Annotated in this window: 20 protein-coding genes; 11 read left to right on the plus strand and 9 right to left on the minus strand. The window is 61.4% G+C overall.

What is annotated here, in order from left to right:
• Positions 1-53: 53 nt before the first annotated feature.
• Positions 54-263 carry a dodecin gene (locus QM996_RS23680; RefSeq protein WP_334198463.1) on the minus strand — a complete coding sequence of 70 codons (210 nt, stop codon included), beginning with the start codon at positions 261-263 and terminating at the stop codon, positions 54-56.
• A gap of 281 nt (positions 264-544) precedes the next feature.
• Between QM996_RS23680 and metB the strand changes: the two genes are divergently transcribed.
• Both metB and QM996_RS23690 read left to right on the plus strand, forming a co-directional pair.
• Positions 545-1702, plus strand: a complete 1158-nt coding sequence (gene metB / locus QM996_RS23685; protein ID WP_334198464.1) for a cystathionine gamma-synthase — start codon at positions 545-547, stop codon at positions 1700-1702.
• 162 nt (positions 1703-1864) lie between these two features.
• Positions 1865-2167 (plus strand): hypothetical protein, encoded by a 303-nt coding sequence (locus QM996_RS23690; RefSeq protein ID WP_500270488.1) that lies wholly within the window; start codon positions 1865-1867, stop codon positions 2165-2167.
• 4 nt (positions 2168-2171) lie between these two features.
• Here QM996_RS23690 and QM996_RS23695 read toward each other — a convergent pair whose 3' ends face one another.
• Positions 2172-2849 carry a 5-formyltetrahydrofolate cyclo-ligase gene (locus tag QM996_RS23695; protein ID WP_500270489.1) on the minus strand — a complete coding sequence of 226 codons (678 nt, stop codon included), beginning with the start codon at positions 2847-2849 and terminating at the stop codon, positions 2172-2174.
• Between the two features lie 6 nt (positions 2850-2855).
• On the opposite strand from QM996_RS23695, the gene QM996_RS23700 reads away from it, so the two are divergent.
• Positions 2856-3845 carry a LysR family transcriptional regulator gene (locus QM996_RS23700; protein WP_500270490.1) on the plus strand — a complete coding sequence of 330 codons (990 nt, stop codon included), beginning with the start codon at positions 2856-2858 and terminating at the stop codon, positions 3843-3845.
• Positions 3846-3883: 38 nt separating this feature from the next.
• Entirely contained in the window at positions 3884-5005 is a 1122-nt protein-coding gene (locus QM996_RS23705) for an HPP family protein (protein WP_334198468.1), read from the plus strand.
• A gap of 52 nt (positions 5006-5057) precedes the next feature.
• On the opposite strand, the gene QM996_RS23710 is transcribed toward QM996_RS23705, so the two are convergent.
• A complete protein-coding gene (locus QM996_RS23710) occupies positions 5058-5315 on the minus strand; it encodes a DUF6894 family protein (RefSeq protein ID WP_334198469.1) in 258 nt (85 codons plus the stop codon).
• 481 nt (positions 5316-5796) lie between these two features.
• Here QM996_RS23710 and ric point away from each other — a divergent pair, with 481 nt between their 5' ends.
• From ric to QM996_RS23730, 4 genes are all read left to right on the plus strand, one after another.
• Entirely contained in the window at positions 5797-6468 is a 672-nt protein-coding gene (ric, locus tag QM996_RS23715; protein ID WP_334198470.1) for an iron-sulfur cluster repair di-iron protein, read from the plus strand.
• A 29-nt stretch (positions 6469-6497) separates the two neighbouring features.
• A complete protein-coding gene (locus QM996_RS23720; RefSeq protein WP_334198471.1) occupies positions 6498-7658 on the plus strand; it encodes an NnrS family protein in 1161 nt (386 codons plus the stop codon).
• A gap of 158 nt (positions 7659-7816) precedes the next feature.
• Positions 7817-10138 (plus strand): PBP1A family penicillin-binding protein, encoded by a 2322-nt coding sequence (locus QM996_RS23725; RefSeq protein ID WP_334198472.1) that lies wholly within the window; start codon positions 7817-7819, stop codon positions 10136-10138.
• A 178-nt stretch (positions 10139-10316) separates the two neighbouring features.
• The gene (locus QM996_RS23730; RefSeq protein ID WP_334198473.1) at positions 10317-10970 is read left to right on the plus strand and encodes a glutathione S-transferase family protein; all 654 of its coding nucleotides are present in this window, start codon (positions 10317-10319) and stop codon (positions 10968-10970) included.
• Positions 10971-11093: 123 nt separating this feature from the next.
• Here the strand turns inward: QM996_RS23730 and QM996_RS23735 are convergent, their stop codons facing one another.
• Positions 11094-11303, minus strand: coding sequence for a CsbD family protein (locus QM996_RS23735; protein WP_334198474.1), 210 nt, complete (start codon positions 11301-11303; stop codon positions 11094-11096).
• Positions 11304-11909: 606 nt separating this feature from the next.
• Between QM996_RS23735 and QM996_RS23740 the strand changes: the two genes are divergently transcribed.
• The 3 genes from QM996_RS23740 to QM996_RS23750 all read left to right on the plus strand — a co-directional run bounded on the left by QM996_RS23740 (position 11910) and on the right by QM996_RS23750 (position 14626).
• The gene (locus QM996_RS23740; protein ID WP_500270491.1) at positions 11910-13451 is read left to right on the plus strand and encodes a sensor histidine kinase; all 1542 of its coding nucleotides are present in this window, start codon (positions 11910-11912) and stop codon (positions 13449-13451) included.
• A complete protein-coding gene (locus QM996_RS23745; RefSeq protein ID WP_334198476.1) occupies positions 13448-14056 on the plus strand; it encodes a response regulator transcription factor in 609 nt (202 codons plus the stop codon). Before QM996_RS23740 ends, QM996_RS23745 begins: the two co-directional genes overlap by 4 nt.
• An 87-nt stretch (positions 14057-14143) precedes the next feature.
• Entirely contained in the window at positions 14144-14626 is a 483-nt protein-coding gene (locus QM996_RS23750) for a GlcG/HbpS family heme-binding protein (RefSeq protein WP_334198780.1), read from the plus strand.
• Positions 14627-15018: 392 nt separating this feature from the next.
• Here QM996_RS23750 and QM996_RS23755 read toward each other — a convergent pair whose 3' ends face one another.
• The 5 genes from QM996_RS23755 to cyoA all read right to left on the minus strand — a co-directional run bounded on the left by QM996_RS23755 (position 15019) and on the right by cyoA (position 20014).
• Entirely contained in the window at positions 15019-15774 is a 756-nt protein-coding gene (locus QM996_RS23755; protein WP_334198477.1) for an SURF1 family protein, read from the minus strand.
• 20 nt (positions 15775-15794) lie between these two features.
• Positions 15795-16196, minus strand: a complete 402-nt coding sequence (gene cyoD, locus QM996_RS23760; protein ID WP_334198478.1) for a cytochrome o ubiquinol oxidase subunit IV — start codon at positions 16194-16196, stop codon at positions 15795-15797.
• Complete coding sequence (cyoC, locus tag QM996_RS23765) at positions 16193-16813, minus strand: cytochrome o ubiquinol oxidase subunit III (RefSeq protein WP_334198479.1); 621 nt, start codon at positions 16811-16813, stop codon at positions 16193-16195. The genes cyoD and cyoC overlap by 4 nt, the downstream gene beginning before the upstream one ends.
• 5 nt (positions 16814-16818) lie before the next feature.
• Positions 16819-18822: a cytochrome o ubiquinol oxidase subunit I gene (cyoB, locus tag QM996_RS23770; RefSeq protein ID WP_334198480.1), complete on the minus strand. Its 2004-nt coding sequence runs from the start codon at positions 18820-18822 to the stop codon at positions 16819-16821.
• 76 nt (positions 18823-18898) lie between these two features.
• A complete protein-coding gene (gene cyoA, locus QM996_RS23775; protein WP_500270492.1) occupies positions 18899-20014 on the minus strand; it encodes a ubiquinol oxidase subunit II in 1116 nt (371 codons plus the stop codon).
• Positions 20015-20110 lie beyond the last annotated feature (96 nt).

A 20110-nucleotide genomic window follows, 5' to 3' on the forward strand; every position in this document is an offset into this window, starting at 1 on the left:
CTTCATAGGGTCGATGGTGTGGCGAAAGAGCCGGAGATCGCCCCCGCCGCGCGTCAGTCGTCAATCCGGAACCCGACCTTCATGACCACCTGGTAGTGCGCCACTTCGCCATCCTTGATGTGGCCCCGGATCTGTTCGACCTCGAACCATTCGAGATTTCTCATGGTTTTCGAAGCCCGCGCGATCGCCGTTCCGATCGCCTCGGTGACGGAAGACTTCGAACTGCCGACAAGTTCTACTTTCTTGTAGACATGGTCACTCATGACACCCTCCCGGTTGCCTCTGGAAGCTACCACCAAGCCTACAACCAAATCACGAAAACACCACCTCCACCGCGGCAATGGAATTCCTTTCAGCATCGGACCCGCCGGCTTGCGTTAGGCGGTTGTCAATCGCCGATCAGCGGCGATGCATTCTGCCATTTGCTTATATGCTTATCGCTTGACGTTCACGGATTGTGAGAATGATATCGATCTATCATTTTCATATTCGGAATGATTCCGGATGTTTCTGTTTGCGACGACGTCAGATCAGGGAGACACAGATGGATATCGGCTCAAGGGACGAGTGCACGATCGCAGCGGTCCATGGCATCGCAACCGACAGCGCGTTCGGCGCCGTGACGCCGCCGATCTACCTGTCGAGCAACTATGCATTTCCGGGATTGGAGAAACCGGGGGCATTCGAGTATTCCCGCACGTCCAATCCGACGCGGAGCCTGTTGTCGGAAACGCTCGCCTTGCTTGAGGACGGAGCCGGCGCGGTCGTGACGTCGTCGGGAATGGCGGCCGTCAACCTGCTTCTCGACCAGTTGAACCCGGGACAAAGGGTCGTCGCTCCCCATGATTGCTACGGCGGCGTCTACCGTCTGCTGGCCTCGAGGCAGGCCAAGGGTCATTTCGACGTGCAGTTTGTCGATCAGTCCGATCATGCGTCCGTGGCGGCAGCGTGCTCCCCAACTGTCGCGCTGGTACTGATAGAGACGCCGAGCAATCCGCTGATGCGGGTAACCGACATCGGGGCGATTACCGACATCGCCCACTCCGCGGGTGCCAAGGTTGCGGTCGACAACACGTTTCTGTCACCGGCCCTACAGCGCCCGATGGCGCATGGCGCCGACTTCGTCGTCCATTCCACTACCAAATACCTGAACGGCCACTCCGATGTGGTCGGCGGCGTCGTGGTTGCAGCCAAGGCGGCCGACGTCGAACCGTTGCGAGACTGGGCAAATCTGACAGGGGTGACCGGTTCGCCTTTCGATTCCTATCTCACGCTGCGGGGCATTCGCAGCTTGTTCGCGCGCATCGAACGGCAACAGATCACCGCGATGGCGCTCGCAGAGTTTCTGGAAGGACAGCCGCAGGTCCGCGCAGTTCACTATCCGGGTCTTTCCTCCCATTCGGGGCACGGGTTGGCTCGCAAGCAACAATTGGGCTTCGGTGCCATGCTGAGCTTCGAACTCCAGGGCGGCCTGGAGGCGGTGCGGCGCTTCGTGTCCAACATCAGGCTGATCACCCTGGCGGAGTCGCTCGGCGGGGTCGAGAGCCTTATCGCCCACCCTGCGACGATGACACACGCATCGATGGGCGCTGACGCACGTCGTGCCGCGGGCATCGGCGATGGGTTGCTTCGCATGTCTGTGGGCCTCGAAAGCGAGCGTGACCTGAAAGCAGATCTTGCCCAGGCTTTCGCCATCACGTGATTTTGCACAAGGAACGGGCAATTGCCTGGCGCCCGCTTGTTTCTCCCGTAATTCGAGCGCGCAAACGCGGAAAATACTGCAGCGTTTCAGATGGCCCAACTCTTGCTTCACACCATCTGAAACATCCAACCAAGGGATTGTCGGATGATGTGGAGTGGGTTGTTGCTGTCGTTGTTGCTGAGTGTTTCGATGGCTTTCAGTCTGACGGAACTCAGTTTCGTGCGATATGACAGTGGCCCGCAGTCGCACGGCGATGCGGTGCGGGCGACGCTTGCAATGTCAGCCGGATTGACCGCCTTGGGGCTGGCCTTCAGTCATCAGGGGCCGTCATTGGGCGTGATGGCGGTCGTTACTGGCATAGGGCTTTCGTGGCTCGCCGCACGGTTCGCCTCCCGGACGGTTGCTCTCGCCATAGCCGTCCTGTCGCTCGGCTTCTATCTGCAGTTGGCGAACTCGCACCATTGAACCCTTAGCCAAGGGGTGGTGAGGGTGCTCGCTCTTCGGTCACGATGGCATCCATCGCGATGTCGTGCCACTGCGGTCTTATGCTCTCCATCCTTTGCTGCTCGAACCCAACGCCGATCACGAACGGCTTCGGTCGAAGGACCGCGAGCGTGCGGTCGTAATAGCCGCCGCCGTAGCCCAAGCGATAGCCGCTCTCATCGAAACCGACGACCGGTGCGATGACGATGGTCGGTTGAACATCCCGGCCCTTTGCCGGAATTGGGATTCCCCAAACGCCTCTCTCGAGTTCCTCCCCGGCGCGCCAGGACCGAAAACCGAGGGGTGTCGCCTTGGCGAGCACCACCGGAAGTGCGCAATCTGCTCCTCGCGCAATGAGCGTTTTCATCCAGCCGCGTAGATCCGGTTCGCCGCGGAACGGCCAATACAAAGAAACCGTTTCGCCACGAATGTCGGGCAGAAGCTTGTCGAGCGCGGTGACAATGGCATCTGTCTTTGTGGACCGTTCTCTGGTGGGAATGCCCTGCCGTGCGGGTATCAGCCTTTTTCGCTCCTGCTCGCGCCATTCGGCAGTCGAGATGGTCCCCGGAAGACCGAGGCCCATATAGGCCGGATCTACCTCATGCATCAGGCACGGCGGCGACGAAAAGCGCGGCGGAATATCGTCCTCTTCAGGCATGCTCATGGTCGATTGCCTTTCTCCGTTTCCGGGAATGTTTCGAACGCAGTTTCACGCGATCACCTTGATTATCGTTTCCCGTTCGAGAACAATAAAGCAGCTTCATTCCCTTCGCAGATAAAAATGGACTTCACGACTCTCGAGATTTTCCTACTGGTGGCCGAACGCACCAGCGTAACGCGCGCCGCCACGGAGATCGGCCGCGCGCCATCCAACGTGACCAATCGTATTCGCGCACTCGAGGAGGAACTGGGCGTCAACCTGTTCAATCGCGACGGCAAGAAGATGACGCTGACGCGCGAGGGGCGTCTTTTTCGTTCCTATGCCTCCCGATTAGTCGCGCTTGGTGACGAAGCGCGCAACGCCCTCAAACCGTCGTCGATGCCGGACGTCTTGCGGCTGGGCAGCATGGAGAGCACCGCCGCGAGCCGCTTGCCGCCGATTCTGCAGTCGATCACCCGGACGCACCCGAATTTGGCGCTGAGGCTCACGATGGGGTCAACGGAGGAACTGACCCGCGCCGTGCTTGCCGAAGAAATCGACTGCGCCCTGATCGCGCGTCTGCCAGGCGATATCGCCATCTCGCGACCTGATCTGCTGGATGAACTCGACGGCGATCCGATCTATCGCGAAGACGTATTGATCGTCTTGCCCGGCTCCCATCCGCCAATCAAGACCGCCCTCGACGTGCGTGTCAATTGGCTGGCCGCGTTGGAACCGGGATGCACGTACCGCCGCATTGCGGAACAGTGGGCGCGTCCCTCCGCGACGATCGCGACCAAGGAGGTTTCCTCCTACCACGCGATGCTGGCGAGCGTTGCGGCGGGTGACGCGATCGGTGTAGTACCACGCTCCGTATTCGAGCTCATGGACTGGCCCGGCGACGCTCAAACCCATTCTTTGCGAGAAATTCAGACACTGCTCGTCTATCGCAAGGGGGCCTGCTCCCCTGCGATCGAAATCCTACGCCGCGAATTGCTCGACGACGCTGGCGTCCACTGAAAAATAGAACCTACGCACGGCCAATCACAGGTGACTGCATGACCAATTCGCCCAACCCCGCATCCCAGCAGCCGCCGGGCCGCCGCCTCTTCGCGCCGATCCTGGCGGGTGCGACGTTGAGGGAGCGCCTGATTGCGTGTCTCGGAGCGCTGGTTGGTATCCTTCTGACAGGCATGATCAGCGGCAGCATCTTCGGCGGCGGTGCCAGCCTCCCGTTGATCGTTGCACCCATGGGCGCATCCGCGGTTCTGCTGTTTGCGGTTCCCGCGAGCCCGCTTGCCCAGCCCTGGTCGATTGTCGGCGGCAACACGATCTCTGCCTTCGTCGGTGTCCTGTCGGCGATGTTCGTGCCGGATCCGCTGATCGCAACCGGTATCGCCGTGGCGGTCGCGATTGCGGTAATGTCCTTCACCCGCTGCCTGCATCCGCCCGGCGGCGCTGCCGCATTGACAGCAGTGCTTGGCGGGCCTGTCGTGTCGAATTGGGGCCTCCTGTTCCCGTTGGTGCCCGTCGCGCTCAATTCGTGTCTCCTGGTCGCCCTCGGGATCCTGTTTCACAAGCTGGCGAGGCGTAACTACCCGCATGTCGTCGCCCCTCCGGCAAACACGCACGCGACCATTGACCCACCGGCCAGCCGCCGGGTCGGATTTACCGGTGCAGACGTCGATGCCGCGCTGGAAGCGTTGGATGAAACGTTTGACATCAGCCGGGAGGACCTTGATCGGGTGCTGCGCCAGGTGGAATTGCAGGCGGCAATTCGGGCAACACCGCACATTCTGTGCCGGGATATCATGTCGCGCGACGTCATCTGCGTCCATCAGGACGACAGCAGCGAGGCTGCGCGCTCGTTGCTTCTCAAACACAATATCCGGGCGATCCCGGTGAAGGATGGGAATGAGAGGCTTGTCGGCACGGTAGGCCTAAGGGAACTGACCGAGCCCGGCGCCACCGTCGGTAGCAACGTTGCGACGCCTGTCGTCGCGCGCCAAGACGACCGGGCGATGAGCTTGCTCCCGGCGCTGACCAGCGGAGCAATTCACGCCGTCATCATAGTCGATGAGGACCATCATGTGCTGGGACTGATTTCGCAAACGGATCTGCTGGCGGCGGCAGCGCGGACGTTGTTCGATCATAATTCAGGCCGCGAACAGGCTGCTTAACTTTTGCCGTTGAACACCGGATCGTCCCGAGATTGCCGAAAGCAGCAAGGGTTCAGTGCAGCGAAGCCTGTCGTGTTGGTTGCCTCACATGATGTATCAACGGCGTTTCCCTCGATATCAGTCGCGCAACCAGGCGCCCCGACGCCGTGATCACGTCGATGACGGCGTCGTGATACTCGTCGTCCTTGGTCAATTCATCGACAAGTCTTTGACCATAGGCAACTGCGGGTCCGTCTGACGGGTATTTCCGGCCAACTTCGTCGCGGCTGACGACGCCTGCTGCATAGATATTGAACAGATAGCGGCGCATGATATTCCACTCCGTACGGGATGCCGCGCCGGCGCTGGCCATACCAAAGGAACCGAAGGCGCTATAAGCGGCATTGCAGGGTTTGAAATGACCCAGCAACTTATCGTGACCTCGCCTTCTTGTCGCGTGACCTGAGCGTGACATTTACTCTCCGTTAAGCACCGCCAGCTTGGCGCCGCATCGGCGCAGCCCCGAAATCGAGGTGGGATGGTGGCTTTCCGACCTAGCGGATGGGTGCCACGTCTTCCTGTTCCTATCGACAACGCCGAGGAGCACACCTGATCCTGACTGTTTGCGCAGGCACAAAGACGAAGATCCCTCTCTCGCCTAATCAAGGCGATCTCTGCGCCCCCACGGCGACCCGGTAGTCGCCGGTGCCGGAAGGGCCGATACACGTTGCCAGCAATCCCAGACGGTTCGATGCATCCGGTTCGACCAAGCGCCGGGAATTCGTCTGCAAACGTCCAACAAGGAACAGACGATGACCGTTCTCAACCTCGAAAGCACAGTCGCAACGATCGCTGCCGAATTGCCGGGGGCCGCGGAACTGTTCCGCCGTTGCGGCATCAGCTTCTGTTGCGGCGGCAAGATGTTGCTTTCGGAAGCCGCACTCAAGGCCGGACTTGCCCCTTCGGCGCTGCTTTCAGAGCTGGAAACGCTTGAGCGGGCGGCAAGTCGAGATGCACCGGAGGAGACCGCCGACCTTATCGCTCATCTCCTCCACAGATACCACGAGGCGCACCGTGCGGAGCTTGCATGGTTGATCCCGCTCGCCCAGAAAGTGGAACGGGTACACGGCGGCCATCCGTCTGCGCCGGTCGGGCTTTCCCAGGCCCTGGAAGCGCTCCGGGACGAGCTCGAGAGCCACATGATGAAGGAAGAACTCGTCCTGTTCCCGATGATGCAGCGTGGCGATAGCACGACGATTTCCTATCCGATCGCACAGATGCGCCGCGAGCATGATGACGAAGTGGAGCATCTGCGAACGATCGAGCATGTCACCCACGGTCTTTCGCTGCCGGAAGGCGCCTGCGGTTCGTGGACGGCGCTCTATACCGGATTGCGCAAGCTCACCGACGACCTCGTCACCCACATGCATCTCGAAAATGCCGTGCTGTTTCCCCGCTTCGAGGCCGACCTCCAGACGGTTTGATGATCACGGCGCCAAGGGCGTGGACAGCGATGTGGCAGGCTCCGCACCGGCCCCTGTTCTTTCTGGCAGGCCTATGGGCGCTTGTCGCACCTGCGGTCTGGTTTCTGCCGGAAGGCGTTCAGCTGGACAAGGTTGCCTGGCATCGCGAGGAGCTCCTTTTCGGCATGGCCGGGGCGGCGGCAGGCGGCTACTTGTTGACCGCCCTGCCCGCCTGGACGAAGAAGGGGCCGGTCTCCCCCGGTGTCACCATATTCGCGACTGTTCTGTGGTGCGTGGCCCGCCTGACGACGGCCTTTTCTCAGCACCTGCCGGCCGCCGTCGGCGTGTTCGGAGCATCCGCCTACTTTTTGTTTGTCGCGGCCGTTCTCGCTCACGGGATTGCGTCGAGCAGAGCGGGACGCCGCATCTGGGCGCCGTTCGCCATGGTGCTGATCGGCCTGCTCAACCTGCTGTGGCTTGACGGAGAGGCGAGCTATCTCGTCGCAGACTCAGTGCCGCGGGTTTTCCTCGTTTTGATCATCCTGATCGGCGGTCGCGCCGTGCCCGCCTTCACGCATTCCTGGATCGCTCGATCCGATGTCGGACATCGCATTCGCAATCGGCCCAAACTTTCCTACCTGGCGATCGGCGGCGTAATTTCCGCGGCCTGGTTCAGTGCTGCCAAGCAAACGCACGCAGAGGGCATTGCCCTCGTACTGTCCGGTTTGGCGCTGGTGTTGCAGATGAGCGGCTGGCAATGCCTCAAAACCCATCGCTACCCGGCGCTGTTCATCCTGAACCTGGCGTTTGCCTGGACGCCGGCGGCTCTCCTGCTCACCGGGTTCGCAAACATGTTTCCGGACCAGCTCCCACTTGCGGCCGCGCTGCATTCGGCGACCATGGGGGCAATGGGAACAATGATGGCGGCTGTCATGATGCGAGCCGCCATGGCGCGGGACGAAGGTATGCTCTTGCTCAGCCGGACGATGGCGTGGGCCTTCGCCCTTATCTGTGTCGCGACGACGGTACGCATTCTGGCCGGCCGGATCGGTGGCGCCTATTTCGATCTCATCGTCACCGCGGCGGCATGCTGGATGCTGGCATGGGGGCTGTTCCTCATCGCCTATATACCGGCGCTAAGCGGTCCTGTTCCCAGACCAGTCCTAAGCGCTGACGGCGCGCGACTGCCGTTAGCCGTACCCGAACGATAGGCGTCTCTCGCGGGTACGCCGTGGGGTCGCGCAACTGGCGAGGAAGGTAATCTCAGCCGTCGCAATCGCCGCATGCCGGCCTATTTCACAACGCATCGTGAACATTGTCAGGCCACAAGGCTGCGCTAGACTCTGAGAAATTCTTTTAGCGGTAACCGATGCCACGCCCTCCCGAAATCTCCCCCCAGAATCTCAATAGCTCAAGCGCGGGGATCGATCGCCCGGAGGCCTCGGAAGCGGCCGTCGCGCATCGCGAACCGCAGATATCAGCTTCAGGCCCATCAGAAGCTGCCAGCCAATCCTCAGAACCGCCACCGCCCCGCCGATTGTTCAGCCAAAGCAGTCAGGCGGCCCAGCATCTTCTCCATGCGCTCGGCCATGATTTGCAGGCAACTTCGACCTTGGCCCGCGCAAGGGCCAAGCGTGCGGTTTCCCACCTGAAAAGGAAATTCCGACCTTCGAATGGAGACGAGGCCGCGTCAACGATCGACGAGTCCCCTGGGTGGTTCTTTGCTGCCCTGGCCAAGGTCGGGAGCCGGGTTCGCGCGCTGCGGAAAAGGCCCTCCCAAGACCGCGGCGGCACCTCCGCCAGGTCAAGCCGGTGGAAGGTCGCCATAGCGATGGCCCTCCTTGCCGGTCTTCTTCTTCCGGCAAGCGTGCTTGTGTGGGCGTTGAAGGATGTTCCCTGGAGTGAGATCAGGGACGGTACCTTGAAACCCATCGTGGTGCTGGAAACGGCGGACGGAGGACCGTTAGTGAGACAGGGCCCCTATCAAGGACCTTATGCTCAGTACGGTGAATTCCCCCCACGGTTGATCGATGCGGTCCTGTCAATTGAAGACCGCCGGTTCATGGATCATTTCGGCATCGATCTCAGAGGGATCGGACGGGCGCTCGTGCGGAATTTCGAGGCGGGTTCGGTGGTAGAGGGCGGCAGCACCATCACCCAGCAGCTCATCAAGCTGCAATATCTCGACAGCGACCGAACGATAAAACGGAAGATACAGGAGTTCGTGATCGCTCTTTGGCTGGAGTGGAAGCTCGGCAAACAGGAAATTCTGACGCGCTACCTCAACAGCGCCTATCTCGGCGCCGGCGCAACCGGCATGCCTGCAGCCGCGCGGATCTATTTCAACAAGGACATTGGCGCGCTCGACCTGGCGGAATCCGCGATGCTTGCGGGGTTGCTGCGGGCGCCCAGCCAATGGAATCCGATTGACAATTTCGAAGGCGCCCGGCAACGCACCTCCGTCGTCCTCGACACGATGGTGGCCAATGGCAAGATCACCGCGCCCGAGGCTGCACAAGTCAAGGCGAGCTTCGCGACGATCCATCCGACGGTGCCGACGCCACGTTCGGGAAGCTGGTTCGCAGACTGGATCTCGCCGCAGGCGAGCGAAATCGCCGGCGCATCGCCGGGTTCGACCACAGTGCGCACGACACTGTCCCCACAACTGCAACGGATCGCAGAAAAGGTCCTGGCAAACGCCTTGGACACGGAAGGAAAAGCTGTTGGGGCATCCCAGGCGGCGTTGGTTGCGATGACGCCCGACGGCGCGGTCGTCGCCATGGTCGGTGGTCGCGACTACAGGCAAAGCCAGTTCAATCGTGCGGTTACCGCGATGAGGCAACCGGGGTCCACCTTCAAGCTGTTCGTCTACTATGCAGCGCTGAAGGCCGGGTTCACCTTGTCTGATCAGATCCTGGACGCGCCGATCGACATCAATGGCTGGTCGCCGGACAATTCCAGTGGCCGCTATCGCGGCTGGGTGACGCTTGCCGAAGCTTTCGCCCGGTCGCTGAATGCCCCGGCGGTGGCGCTGGCCCAGGAGGTCGGGCTCGACAATGTGATCGCCGCCGCGCGTGAACTCGGAATCAACACACCGCTTGCCAACACTCCTTCCCTGGCGCTCGGCACATCGGAGGTCAGCTTGCTTGACCTGACGAGCGCCTATGCGTCCGTCCATCTCGGCAAGGCCCCAGTCAAACCCTGGGGTATCATGGATTTTCAGGCAGCCGGACAGCCGAAGGCGTTCCGGGTTGGCGCGCCAGCCGCGCCGGCCACAGATCTTTCGGGCTATCAGCCGGATCTTCTCGGCCTTCTGCAGTTGGTGGTCGAGCGCGGAACTGGACGTGATGCCGATCCCGGCGCGTTCGCGGCCGGCAAGACCGGCACCAGCCAAAACAATCGCGACGCCTGGTTCGTCGGCTTCACCGAGCCGCTTGTTGCCGGCGTATGGGTTGGCAATGACGACGACACGCCGATGAAAGGGGTTACGGGCGGCGCCTTGCCAGCGCATATTTGGCGAGATTTCATGCGGGAAGCGATGGCAGCGCCGGCGGCAGGCGCGCTTGTCGAAGGCCAGGCCGCGCCACAGTCCTGCAATATCACGGCCTGCTCCCGCAGCTACCGTTCCTTCCGGCCGTCGGACTGCACCTACCAGCCCTATTATGGCGGGCGGCGGCTATGTGAAAAGTGACCATCCTGTCTGGTGGCGTGAACCAGCTACGGCAAGGACTTCCTCGCTTCCGGATTGGGGATGGTGCCGCCTGTCAGTGGTGACAAACGCGTCCGTTGAGAGAATGATTTTTCGCACCGAGTGTCGGACTCTCGTTCCACCAGTCGTCTTCAAGACAGACAAGCCAGGGAGAATGACGATGCCTATCACGATTACCGCCTTTGAACGGTCGCCCGACCGCGGCAGGGGTTTGGCGCGTGACATGCGCGTTCGCTGGGCGCTCGAAGAAGTTGGTCAGCCCTACGAGGTTCGCCTGCTCTCATTCAAGGCGATGAAAGAACCGGCGCATCTTGCGCTTCACCCCTTCGGGCAGATCCCGACCTATGAGGACGGCGAACTCGCCCTGTTCGAATCCGGCGCGATCGTGTTCCACATCGCAGAGCATCACGAGGGCCTGCTGCCAGACGATGCCGATGCCAGGGCGCGCGCAATCACATGGATGTTTGCCGCACTCAACACGATGGAACCGCCGATCGTCGATCGCGAGGTTACCAGGCTGCTCGAACGCGGCGAGAGCTGGTACGAGCAGCGATTGTCGGCCGTCGAGGAGCGCATCCGCACGCGTCTGGGCGAGCTTTCCAACCGGCTTGGTGATGCCGATTGGCTCGACGGGCAATTCAGCGTCGGTGATCTGCAGATGGTTTCGGTGCTGCTCAGATTGAAGGGATCGGGCTTGCTGGACGAATTTCCAAACCTTTCCGCCTATGTTGCTCGTGGCGAAGCGCGGCCCGCATACAAGCGCGCCTTTGCCGACCAACTGGCGGTCTTCCATGCCACGTCGGCTGGATCGTGACGGTTCGTTCATGAAGGTCGGGGACGTGAACGCTGGCGGGGCCGGCCGCATCGTCATGAGCGTTGGCTGCCCGCGACCGGCGTCCCTAATGATAGCTAAGACAGTTTACCCGTGGTCTCCAGACTACCAGATCCACGTCTGTCGCGAATACCAATCATCAATATCCCGGCGCACGCGATCCTTCTCGATCCCATAGCGCTCCTGAATTTTGCCTTCGAGTTGATCGCGCGCCCCGGCGATTTCATCCAGGTCGTCATCCGTGAGACGGCCCCATTGTTCCTTGATTTTGCCCTTCACCTGTTTCCAGTTACCTTCGACGCGATCCCAATCCATCATATCCTCCAAAACTCTCTCGGCTTCTGATGATGCCCGTTCCGGGCCAGCATCCAATCGCCCCGGTCGCAATTGGTTCCCATAGCCATGGGTGACAAGGAAAACTCCGACTTAAGTCCGGTGTGCTCCGGCAAAGGTCCTAACGGCATTGTCGAATCTGAACGGCGGCGCCATTACTAGTTGAGCGTTAACCGCACCTTTGACGCTAGTGACCCCAGAGCGCGGCCCGCCAATCATTCCCGCGCTCTGGGGTCCGAACTGTCTCGTAAGCTACGGCGAAGACTTGCCAGCCTGACGGGACGCATCTCGATCAGCGAGCACCCATAAACTGATGCAGGGTTTCTTTCAGCACGTCCGCAAGAGCGGCGAAGGAAGGCGGAGGCGCGGCGCGGAGGGCCGACGGTTTTGGCTTGAATGGCAACCGCCACCACATGCGTTCACAATCGGCGCAGCCCCGCTGTTACGCCATCTCGGCCGGCGCTTGCGGCTCGACGGATTGACAGGGCGAATTCCAACGGCGAGATGATCCAGGCGAGCACCGATCGCAGCTCGCCTGCGACCACCATCACTCTTTGCTGAAGGCATAACGACAAGACTGCTGAACCGATGATGCACGGCAATCGTTCGACCTTCGAACGTCCCCTCACTCTGATCGTCCTTTGGTGCCTCCTTCTGCTTCTCGGCGGAGGCATGCTTGCGGGCTGGGAGCGGCAGGTGCTGGTGGCCGAGCTTGAGGAAGAGAGCACGCTCCTCCACAGCCTGGCCTCACAGCGTGTCGATCAGCACGATGCGCACCTGACGGCGCTGTCGGCCGTAGCTGTCGCCTCCGAGGGGCGGAGGCACGACCTGTTTCTGGAAGTATCGCGCACGATTGCGCGCTTCTATCCTCGAATCGACGAGGTTCAGCTCGTTCCGCTGGATCCCAACGCGGAGACCGTCGGAACCGCTCCACTCGACGTCGGAGCAGCAGAGCTTATCCGTGCGACAGCAAGAGCATCGGACGGGAGCATCACTCTCCTGCCCCATCCGCAACGCCCTGACCACTACATCATGATCAAGCGCAGCCCGAATACCGATGAGGCGCGCTATGGTTTGATGCTCGGGATAGATGCCGCAAAATTGCTCGGCGACGGCGGGCCGTTTTGGTCTCGCCCGGGTGTCGCGGTGCGCCTGTCGCTGCCGGACGGACACCGCCTGCTCCAGCCGACCGCCCTGCCGGAGGCAATCCGGTTCTCAAAGGCACTTAGCAGTGCATCGCAGCCGTTGCTGTTGGAAACGGGCATGGAAATAGGGCTTGCGGATATGTTCCCGCCCGTGCAGACCGGCCTGACACTTCTTGGGGTCAGTCTCGCCTATCTCGCGGGTTTGGCGGCGTTGCGCCAGCGTGCCCGCACGCGCGTCGCCGAACGGCTGGCAACGCTTAGTGCCCTGGAATCGCGCCTGACGCACGCCTCACGTGTCAACGCGCTCGGAGAAATGGCGAGCGGCATGGCGCATGAATTGACCCAGCCCCTGACCGCGATCCTGGCGCAGGCTCAGGCCGGACGCCGGCTGCTTAGTCAAGGGCAGGACGCAGCACTTGCTCCGGTGCTTGAGGATACGGTGAACCAGGCGCGCCGGGCATCCGCCATACTGGAAAGGTTCCGCAACTGGTCGCAACCCCATGCAGCGCCGGTTGCTGCTTTCGATCTCCGCAACGCGCTTGCAAATGTTGAAGCGTTGCTTCAGCCGGATGCGAGATCGCGCGGAATTCAGCTCGATTTTCAGGTTCCGGGAACGCCGGTTTCGGTCGTTGCCGACCCGGTCGAGATCGAGCAAGTCGCATTCAATCTGGTCCGTAACGCACTTGAGGCATTGGCCACAAAGGCAGGCGACGCAGGGCGTGTAATCGTTACCTTGAGCGAGAATGACACCTCGGTGGTCTTCGAGGTCGCCGACAACGGGCCCGGAGTCCCGGGAACACTTCGGCCGCGGCTGTTCACGCCGTTCGTAACGACCCGGACCGGTGGCACCGGGCTTGGCCTGGCGCTGAGCCAGCGATTGGTGGAACGGGCCGGCGGCGAGATTGCCCTGGTTGAGAGCGAGCACGGCGCCATCTTCAGAGTAACTCTGCCCCGCCGCCCCCGAACCGAGGAGCCGATGCGATGACCCTCCCCGTCTATCTCGTTGATGACGACGACGCGGTGCGTCGTGCGCTCAGCCTGCTGCTGTCGACCGTCGGCATCAAGGTCACGGGCTTTTCCGATCCGCAAGCCTTTCTCGCGCAGGTTTCTCGCCTCGACCCCGGTTGCCTGGTGCTCGATATCCGCATGCCCGCCATCTCCGGCCTGAAGCTGCAGGAAAAGCTGGCGGACCATGGGATAGACTGGCCGACGATCGTTATCTCCGGGCACGGCGATATCGAAGCCTGCCGACGCGCCTTTCGCAACGGTGCTATCGATTTTCTCTCGAAGCCCGTGGACGAGCAGGACTTGATCGACGCGATCCACAAGGGCCACGAACTGCTGGAGCGCACGATGCGCGCGCATGCGGAGAAGGCGGAAACGCTCGCTTTACTGGCGGCGCTCACCCAGCGTGAGCGCGAAGTTCTCGACCGTATCGCTGCGGGATTCACCACCCGCCAGATTGCCGAAGGTCTCGGTCTTTCGCCGCGCACGGTCGAAAGCCATCGGGCGGCGATCGGTGCCAAGCTCGGCAGCACGTCGCAGGCGGAGATGACCCGCATCTGGCTCGATGGGACGAAAACTCCGTAGAACTACGGATAGGCGTGCAAGGCCTACGAATATCCGCGATATCCGAGGCGGGATAACCTTTCCACATCAACAGGAAAGGAACCCATGATGATCCGCAATATCGTGCTTGCCGCCGCGCTTCTCGCTCCCGTCGCCGCCACGGCGCAGGAACTGCCGACCGCGGCCTACCTGCCGCTCGACATGGCCATCAAGGCTGCCGAAGCCGCGGTGAAGGCCTGCGCCGCGGAAGGCCACAATGTCAGCGTTGCCGTGGTTGGTCGCGATGGCGCAACCAAGGTGCTGTTGAAGGCGGATAATTCCGGTCCGCATACCGGTCAAAGCGCACAGGGCAAGGCCTTCACCTCCGCTGCCATGGGCCGCGACACGGCTGGCCTCGGCGAGTTCATCGCCTCCAAGCCGGCGAACGAAGGTCTTCGCGACATGGATGCACGCATGGTGATCCAGGCTGGCGGCGTGCCGATCAAGTTCGGCAAGGCCCTGGTGGGCGGCATCGGCGTCGGCGGCGCACCGTCGGGCGATATCGATGCGAACTGCGCAACGGCCGGCCTCCAGGCAATCGGCGCCAAATAATCTGCAGGGTATCAGAGGTGGCCCTCCCAGGGGGGCCACTCAGACCGCTGACAAACCCCTGGCGAGAGCTGGGGGGGTGTGGTTCAGGAGATATGTCGGAGAAACCCGACCCGAAGGTCCGAGCGCTCCGACCTGCCGATCAGCAGGAGCATGAATGCTCAAGCCCGGCTCTGCGCTGACCCCTTGAAATTGCAGCCGCCCACTCCATTTAAGGGCCATCACCCGTATCGAGAGCTCGTCATCAGAGATGCTATTGGCATTCAATGACGGCACTCCGGGTTCGAGCAGGGCGCTCCCCGGAACACGGGTCGAGCGCCCTGTTTCGTTGAACTGGCTGTCGGCGATCGGCGGGATCATCTGCCCGCTGCAGGAACCGGGCATATCCAGTGCTCTCAGCCCGCCTTGATCCGCTGGCGATAGACGAGATACGCACCTGCGGCACTCATTATCGCGAGTGAGAACCACGTCAGCGCATAGACCAGATGGCTGTTGCGAAAACGGACGATCGTAAGGCCGCCGATCGGCAGCTCGCCGGGATTGGGCGCGGCATCGGCGTCGATGAAATAGGGTGCGATATCCTGCAGACCCTTCGCAGCGGCGATCGCGACGACATCGCGGGAAAACCAGCGATCGTGCGCCGGATCATTGGATCGCAGGAAGGCGCCACCGGGTTCGCTGATACGCAAAAGGCCCGTGACCGTCACATTTCCAGCAAGTTCGCCGCCGGCGCGGTCGCCGACCTCGCGGCGATCGGAGGGTACGAAGCCGCGATTGATGAGGACGGTCGATCCGTCCTCGCGCAGCATGGGCGTCAACACCCAAAATCCGGCGCCGCGCTCCGTCACCGCCTGGACAAGCACGGATTTATTGTGGCTGAAAGCGCCCGTCGCGGTGACGCGGCGGTACTCGTCCTTCTCGCCGCTTATCTCGTTCCACTCCGCTCTGGTCGGCGCCGGCGTCGGTTGTGCATGGACGCGCGCCTCTACCCGGGCGATGAGATCGAGCTTCCAGAAAAGCCGCTGGACCTGCCAGCCGCCGAGCAGAGCGAACACGACGGTGAGAAGCAACAGGGCGCCCGTCAGTTTCAGACGGGCGCGCGAGGATGCGCGACCCCTTCCCTTCGCTTCACGATCGGTAATCATCATCATGTCGCAGGCATGCCCGGCATTCAGGGCATGTTCTTCATCATCTCGTGGGTCATAGGCATCATGTTCGTGTTGAGGTGATGCATGACCCAAAGCGATCCTGCGAGCGCGATGGCGACGACGACGATCGTGAAAATCAGCGCCATCAGTGTCCAGCCGCCTTCGGAGCGGGCGTTCATGTGCAGGAAGTAGATGACGTGCACGACGATCTGGACGACGCCAATGCCCATGACGATGACGGCGGTCAGAAGCTTGTTGTCGAGCACGCCGCCCATGACCAGCCAGAATGGAATGGCCGTCAGGATCACTGACAGGATGAAGCCCGTCATATAGCTCTTGAACGAACCGTGGCCGGCAGCGTCGCCGTGATGGCTGTGCGCGTGGTGAGGTTCGAACGCGCTTTCGTGGTCGGAATGTGCGCTCATCCGAGAACTCCGAGCAAATAGACGAAGGAGAAGACGCCGATCCAGATGACGTCGAGGAAGTGCCAGAACATCGACAGACACATCAGGCGGCGCCGGTTATCCGGTATCAGCCCATGTTTGCTGACCTGCACCATCAGCGTAATCAGCCAGATCGTGCCGAAGGTGACGTGCAGGCCGTGCGTGCCGACCAGCGTGAAGAACGACGACAGGAACGCCGAGCGCGTCGGACCGGCGCCCTCATGAATGAGGTGATAGAACTCGTAGAGTTCGACTGCGAGGAAGGTCGCGCCGAACACGCCGGTGACGCCGAGCCAGAACAGCGTCTCCATCTTGGCGTTGCGCTCCATCTGGAGCATGGCAAAGCCATAGGTGATCGACGACAGAAGCAGCATCGCCGTGTTGAAGGCAACGAGGCTAAGGTCGAACAGGTCGGCCGGCGACGGTCCCGCCGCGTAGTTGCGGCCGACGACGCCATGCGTGGCAAACAGAACGGCGAAGATCAGGCAGTCGCTCATCAGGTAGAGCCAGAAGCCCAGCATGGTGCTGTGTTCCGGATGATGCTCTTCCGTCAGATAGAACTGCGGCTTTTCGTTCTTTTGGACTTGGGTCTCGTTCATCGGTCTCAGGTCCGTTCCGCGAGCAGCTTGGAGCGCGCATCTTCAGTCGCCGCAACAGTCTCTGCGGGGATGAAGAAATCTCGCTGATAGTTGAAGGTATGGCCGATTGCGACCGTCAGCAGGGCGATGAAGGACACGGCCGCCAGCCACCAGATGTACCAGATCAGCGCGAAGGCGAGCACGACGCTGATGCCGGCGAGGATGATGCCCGTGCCGGTGTTCTTCGGCATGTGGATTGGCTTGAAGCCTTCGAGCGGACGCTCGTAGCCGCGGTTCTTCATGTCGTACCAGCCGTCATGGTCGTGCACGACCGGCGTGAATGCGAAGTTGTATTCCGGCGGGGGCGATGACGTCGACCATTCGAGCGTGCGCCCATCCCAGGCGTCGCCGGACGGCTCGCGCAACTCGTCGCGACGAAGGAAGCTGACGATCAGTTGCATGATGAAGGACGCAATGCCGATTGCGATCAACACCGCGCCGAGGGCGGCGATGATGAACCAGATCTGCAGCGACGGGTCTTCGAACTGGCTGACACGGCGGGTGACGCCCATCAGGCCGAGCACATAGAGCGGCATGAAGGCGAAGAAGAAGCCGATCTGCCAGAACCAGAAGCTCATCTTGCCCCAGAACGGATCGAGCTTGTAGCCGAAGGCCTTCGGCCACCAGTAGACGAGCCCGGCCATCAACCCGAACAGAACGCCGCCGATGATGACGTTGTGGAAGTGGGCGATGAGGAACAGCGAGTTGTGCAGCACGAAGTCGGCCGGCGGGATCGCCAGCATGACGCCGGTCATGCCGCCGATGACGAAAGTCACCATGAAACCGATGGTCCACAGCATCGGCAATTCGTAGCGGATGCGGCCGCGATACATGGTGAACAGCCAGTTGAACATCTTCGCGCCCGTCGGGATCGAGATGATCATCGTGGTGATGCCGAAGAAGGCGTTGACCGAGGCGCCCGAACCCATCGTGAAGAAGTGATGCAGCCACACGATATAGGACAGGATCATGATGACGCAGGTAGCGTAGACCATGGAGGTGTAGCCGAACAGGCGTTTGCCGCAGAAGGTTGCGACAACCTCGGAGAAGATGCCGAAGGCCGGCAGGACGAGGATGTAGACCTCCGGGTGGCCCCAGATCCAGATGAGGTTGATGTACATCATCGGATTGCCACCAAGGTCATTGGTGAAGAAGTTCATGCCGACGTAGCGGTCGAGCGACAGGAGCGCCAGCGTGGCGGTCAGGATCGGGAAGGTCGCGACGATCAGGATGTTGGTGCAGAGTGAAGTCCAGGTGAACACCGGCATCTTCATGAAGGTCATGCCCGGCGCGCGCATCTTCACGATGGTGGCGATCAGGTTGATGCCCGATAGCGTCGTGCCCACGCCCGCCACCTGTAGACCCCAGATGTAATAGTCGACGCCGACGCCGGGACTGTAATCCGCGCCCGAAAGCGGCGGATAGGCCAGCCAGCCGGTGCGCGCGAATTCACCAACGAACAGCGACATCATGATGATGACGGCGCCGCCGACGGTCATCCAGAACGAGAAATTGTTGAGGAAGGGGAAGGAAACGTCGCGTGCGCCGATCTGCAGCGGCACGACATAGTTCATGAAACCGGTGACGAAAGGCATGGCCACGAAGAAGATCATGATCACGCCATGGGCGGTGAAGATCTGGTCGTAGTGATGCGGGTTGAGATAGCCCTCGCTGCCGTTGAAGGCGATCGCCTGCTGCAGGCGCATCATGAGGGCATCGGCAAAGCCGCGCAGCAACATGATGATCGCCAGGATGATATACATGATGCCGATCTTCTTGTGATCGACGCTCGTGAACCACTCGTGCCAGAGATAGCCCCAGAGCTTGTACTTCGTGATCAGGGCGAGGATCGCGAGACCGACCATTGCCACGACCGCGAAGGTCACGACGAGGATTGGCTCATGGTAGGGAATTGCTTCCCAGGTAAGCCGCCCGAAGATGAAATGCGTGAGGCTGGTGTCACCAAACATGGGTCGTCCAATTTATCTCTGTATGCGGCCCGAAGGCCTGGGCGCCCGCCGAAGGGCTGGCGAGCGCGCGAAACTTCTAGTTTGTCTTGTGCATGTCGTGGTTCATCGGTTCGGCCGCCGGCTGCTGTTCGCTGCCTTCGGCCGGCTGATCGCTACCGGCGGCATTGCCGGCTTCCGGAGCCGTCGCGCCGGGCGCAGCCGCTTCGATCACGCCGCCCGCATGGCGGTTGTCATGCTCGAGCTTGGCGCGGTTCCCGTGGCTTTCGACGCCGGCGCCACCCATCATGTCGATGTGCATCATCTCGTTCATGCACATCTGCCCGGCCCGAACGCACATGTTGAGCACGGCGTCATAGAGGCCGTCTTCGACGGAGGCGAAGTAGCGCACCGGTTCCTTGACGCTCGGTTTTTCGAGCTTCAGGTAGGCATCGCGGTTGAGCATCGTGCCGTTCTGCTTCACCTGGGCGACCCACTGGTCGAAGCCCGCCTGGTCCACTCCGTGGAACTTGAAGCGCATGTGGGAGAAGCCGTCGCCGCTGTAGTTGGATGAAAGTCCTTCGTACTCGCCTGCCTTGTTGATGACGGCGTGCAGCTTGGTCTCCATGCCGGGCATGGCATAGATCATGCCGGCGAGCGCCGGAACGTAGAAGGAGTTCATCACCGAGGATGCGGTGATCTTGAAGTTGACCGGCACGTCGACCGGCGCGGCCATCTCGTTGACGGTGGCGATGCCATAGTCCGGATAGAAGAACAGCCATTTCCAATCGAGGGCTACGACCTCGACCGTGATCGGCTTCATCTCTTCGCTCACCGGCCGAGCCGCATCGATCCGGTCGAGCGGCCGATAAGGATCGAGCTTGTGGGTGCTCACCCAGGTAATCGCGCCGAGCGCGATGATGATCGCCAGCGGCGCCGACCAGATGATGACCTCGAGACCCGTGGAATGATGCCATTCCGGATCATATTTGGCGGCCGTGTTCGACTGGCGATAGCGCCAGGCGAAGAAGAGCGTCAGGAAAATGACGGGGACGATGATCAGCAGCATCAGGACCGTCGAGATGACGATCAGATCCCTCTGCTGTGCGGCAATATCGCCGGACGGCGACATGACGACCATGTTGCATCCCGAGAGAACAGAGAGCAACAGGACTGATATCATCGATCGTCCGGCTAAACTGAATGGCTTCGGCATTGCGGCCTCAACTTGCGTTTTGTCTAGTCGGCATTACTCGGGCACGATCGCGCATGGAAGTGAGGTCCATCGTCGCAGCGCAGCATTTTGCCGCAG

This window comes from Sinorhizobium chiapasense (genome assembly GCF_045277575.1).
Taxonomy (GTDB): Bacteria; Pseudomonadota; Alphaproteobacteria; order Rhizobiales; family Rhizobiaceae; genus Ensifer; species Ensifer chiapasense_A.

Bases quoted from the DNA above. Each gene is read 5' to 3' on its own strand.
- QM996_RS23680 (WP_334198463.1), bottom strand. From the start codon at position 263: ATGAGTGACCATGTCTACAAGAAAGTAGAACTTGTCGGCAGTTCGAAG.
- cyoD (WP_334198478.1), bottom strand. From the start codon at position 16,196: ATGAGCGCACATTCCGACCACGAAAGCGCGTTCGAACCTCACCACGCG.
- QM996_RS23745 (WP_334198476.1), top strand. From the start codon at position 13,448: ATGACCCTCCCCGTCTATCTCGTTGATGACGACGACGCGGTGCGTCGT.
- QM996_RS23740 (WP_500270491.1), top strand. From the start codon at position 11,910: ATGATGCACGGCAATCGTTCGACCTTCGAACGTCCCCTCACTCTGATC.
- cyoA (WP_500270492.1), bottom strand. From the start codon at position 20,014: ATGCCGAAGCCATTCAGTTTAGCCGGACGATCGATGATATCAGTCCTG.
- QM996_RS23735 (WP_334198474.1), bottom strand. From the start codon at position 11,303: ATGGATTGGGATCGCGTCGAAGGTAACTGGAAACAGGTGAAGGGCAAA.
- QM996_RS23730 (WP_334198473.1), top strand. From the start codon at position 10,317: ATGCCTATCACGATTACCGCCTTTGAACGGTCGCCCGACCGCGGCAGG.
- QM996_RS23720 (WP_334198471.1), top strand. From the start codon at position 6,498: ATGTGGCAGGCTCCGCACCGGCCCCTGTTCTTTCTGGCAGGCCTATGG.
- ric (WP_334198470.1), top strand. From the start codon at position 5,797: ATGACCGTTCTCAACCTCGAAAGCACAGTCGCAACGATCGCTGCCGAA.
- QM996_RS23755 (WP_334198477.1), bottom strand. From the start codon at position 15,774: ATGATGATGATTACCGATCGTGAAGCGAAGGGAAGGGGTCGCGCATCC.
- QM996_RS23710 (WP_334198469.1), bottom strand. From the start codon at position 5,315: ATGCGCCGCTATCTGTTCAATATCTATGCAGCAGGCGTCGTCAGCCGC.
- QM996_RS23695 (WP_500270489.1), bottom strand. From the start codon at position 2,849: ATGAGCATGCCTGAAGAGGACGATATTCCGCCGCGCTTTTCGTCGCCG.
- metB (WP_334198464.1), top strand. From the start codon at position 545: ATGGATATCGGCTCAAGGGACGAGTGCACGATCGCAGCGGTCCATGGC.
- QM996_RS23750 (WP_334198780.1), top strand. From the start codon at position 14,144: ATGATCCGCAATATCGTGCTTGCCGCCGCGCTTCTCGCTCCCGTCGCC.
- cyoB (WP_334198480.1), bottom strand. From the start codon at position 18,822: ATGTTTGGTGACACCAGCCTCACGCATTTCATCTTCGGGCGGCTTACC.
- QM996_RS23705 (WP_334198468.1), top strand. From the start codon at position 3,884: ATGACCAATTCGCCCAACCCCGCATCCCAGCAGCCGCCGGGCCGCCGC.
- QM996_RS23725 (WP_334198472.1), top strand. From the start codon at position 7,817: ATGCCACGCCCTCCCGAAATCTCCCCCCAGAATCTCAATAGCTCAAGC.
- cyoC (WP_334198479.1), bottom strand. From the start codon at position 16,813: ATGAACGAGACCCAAGTCCAAAAGAACGAAAAGCCGCAGTTCTATCTG.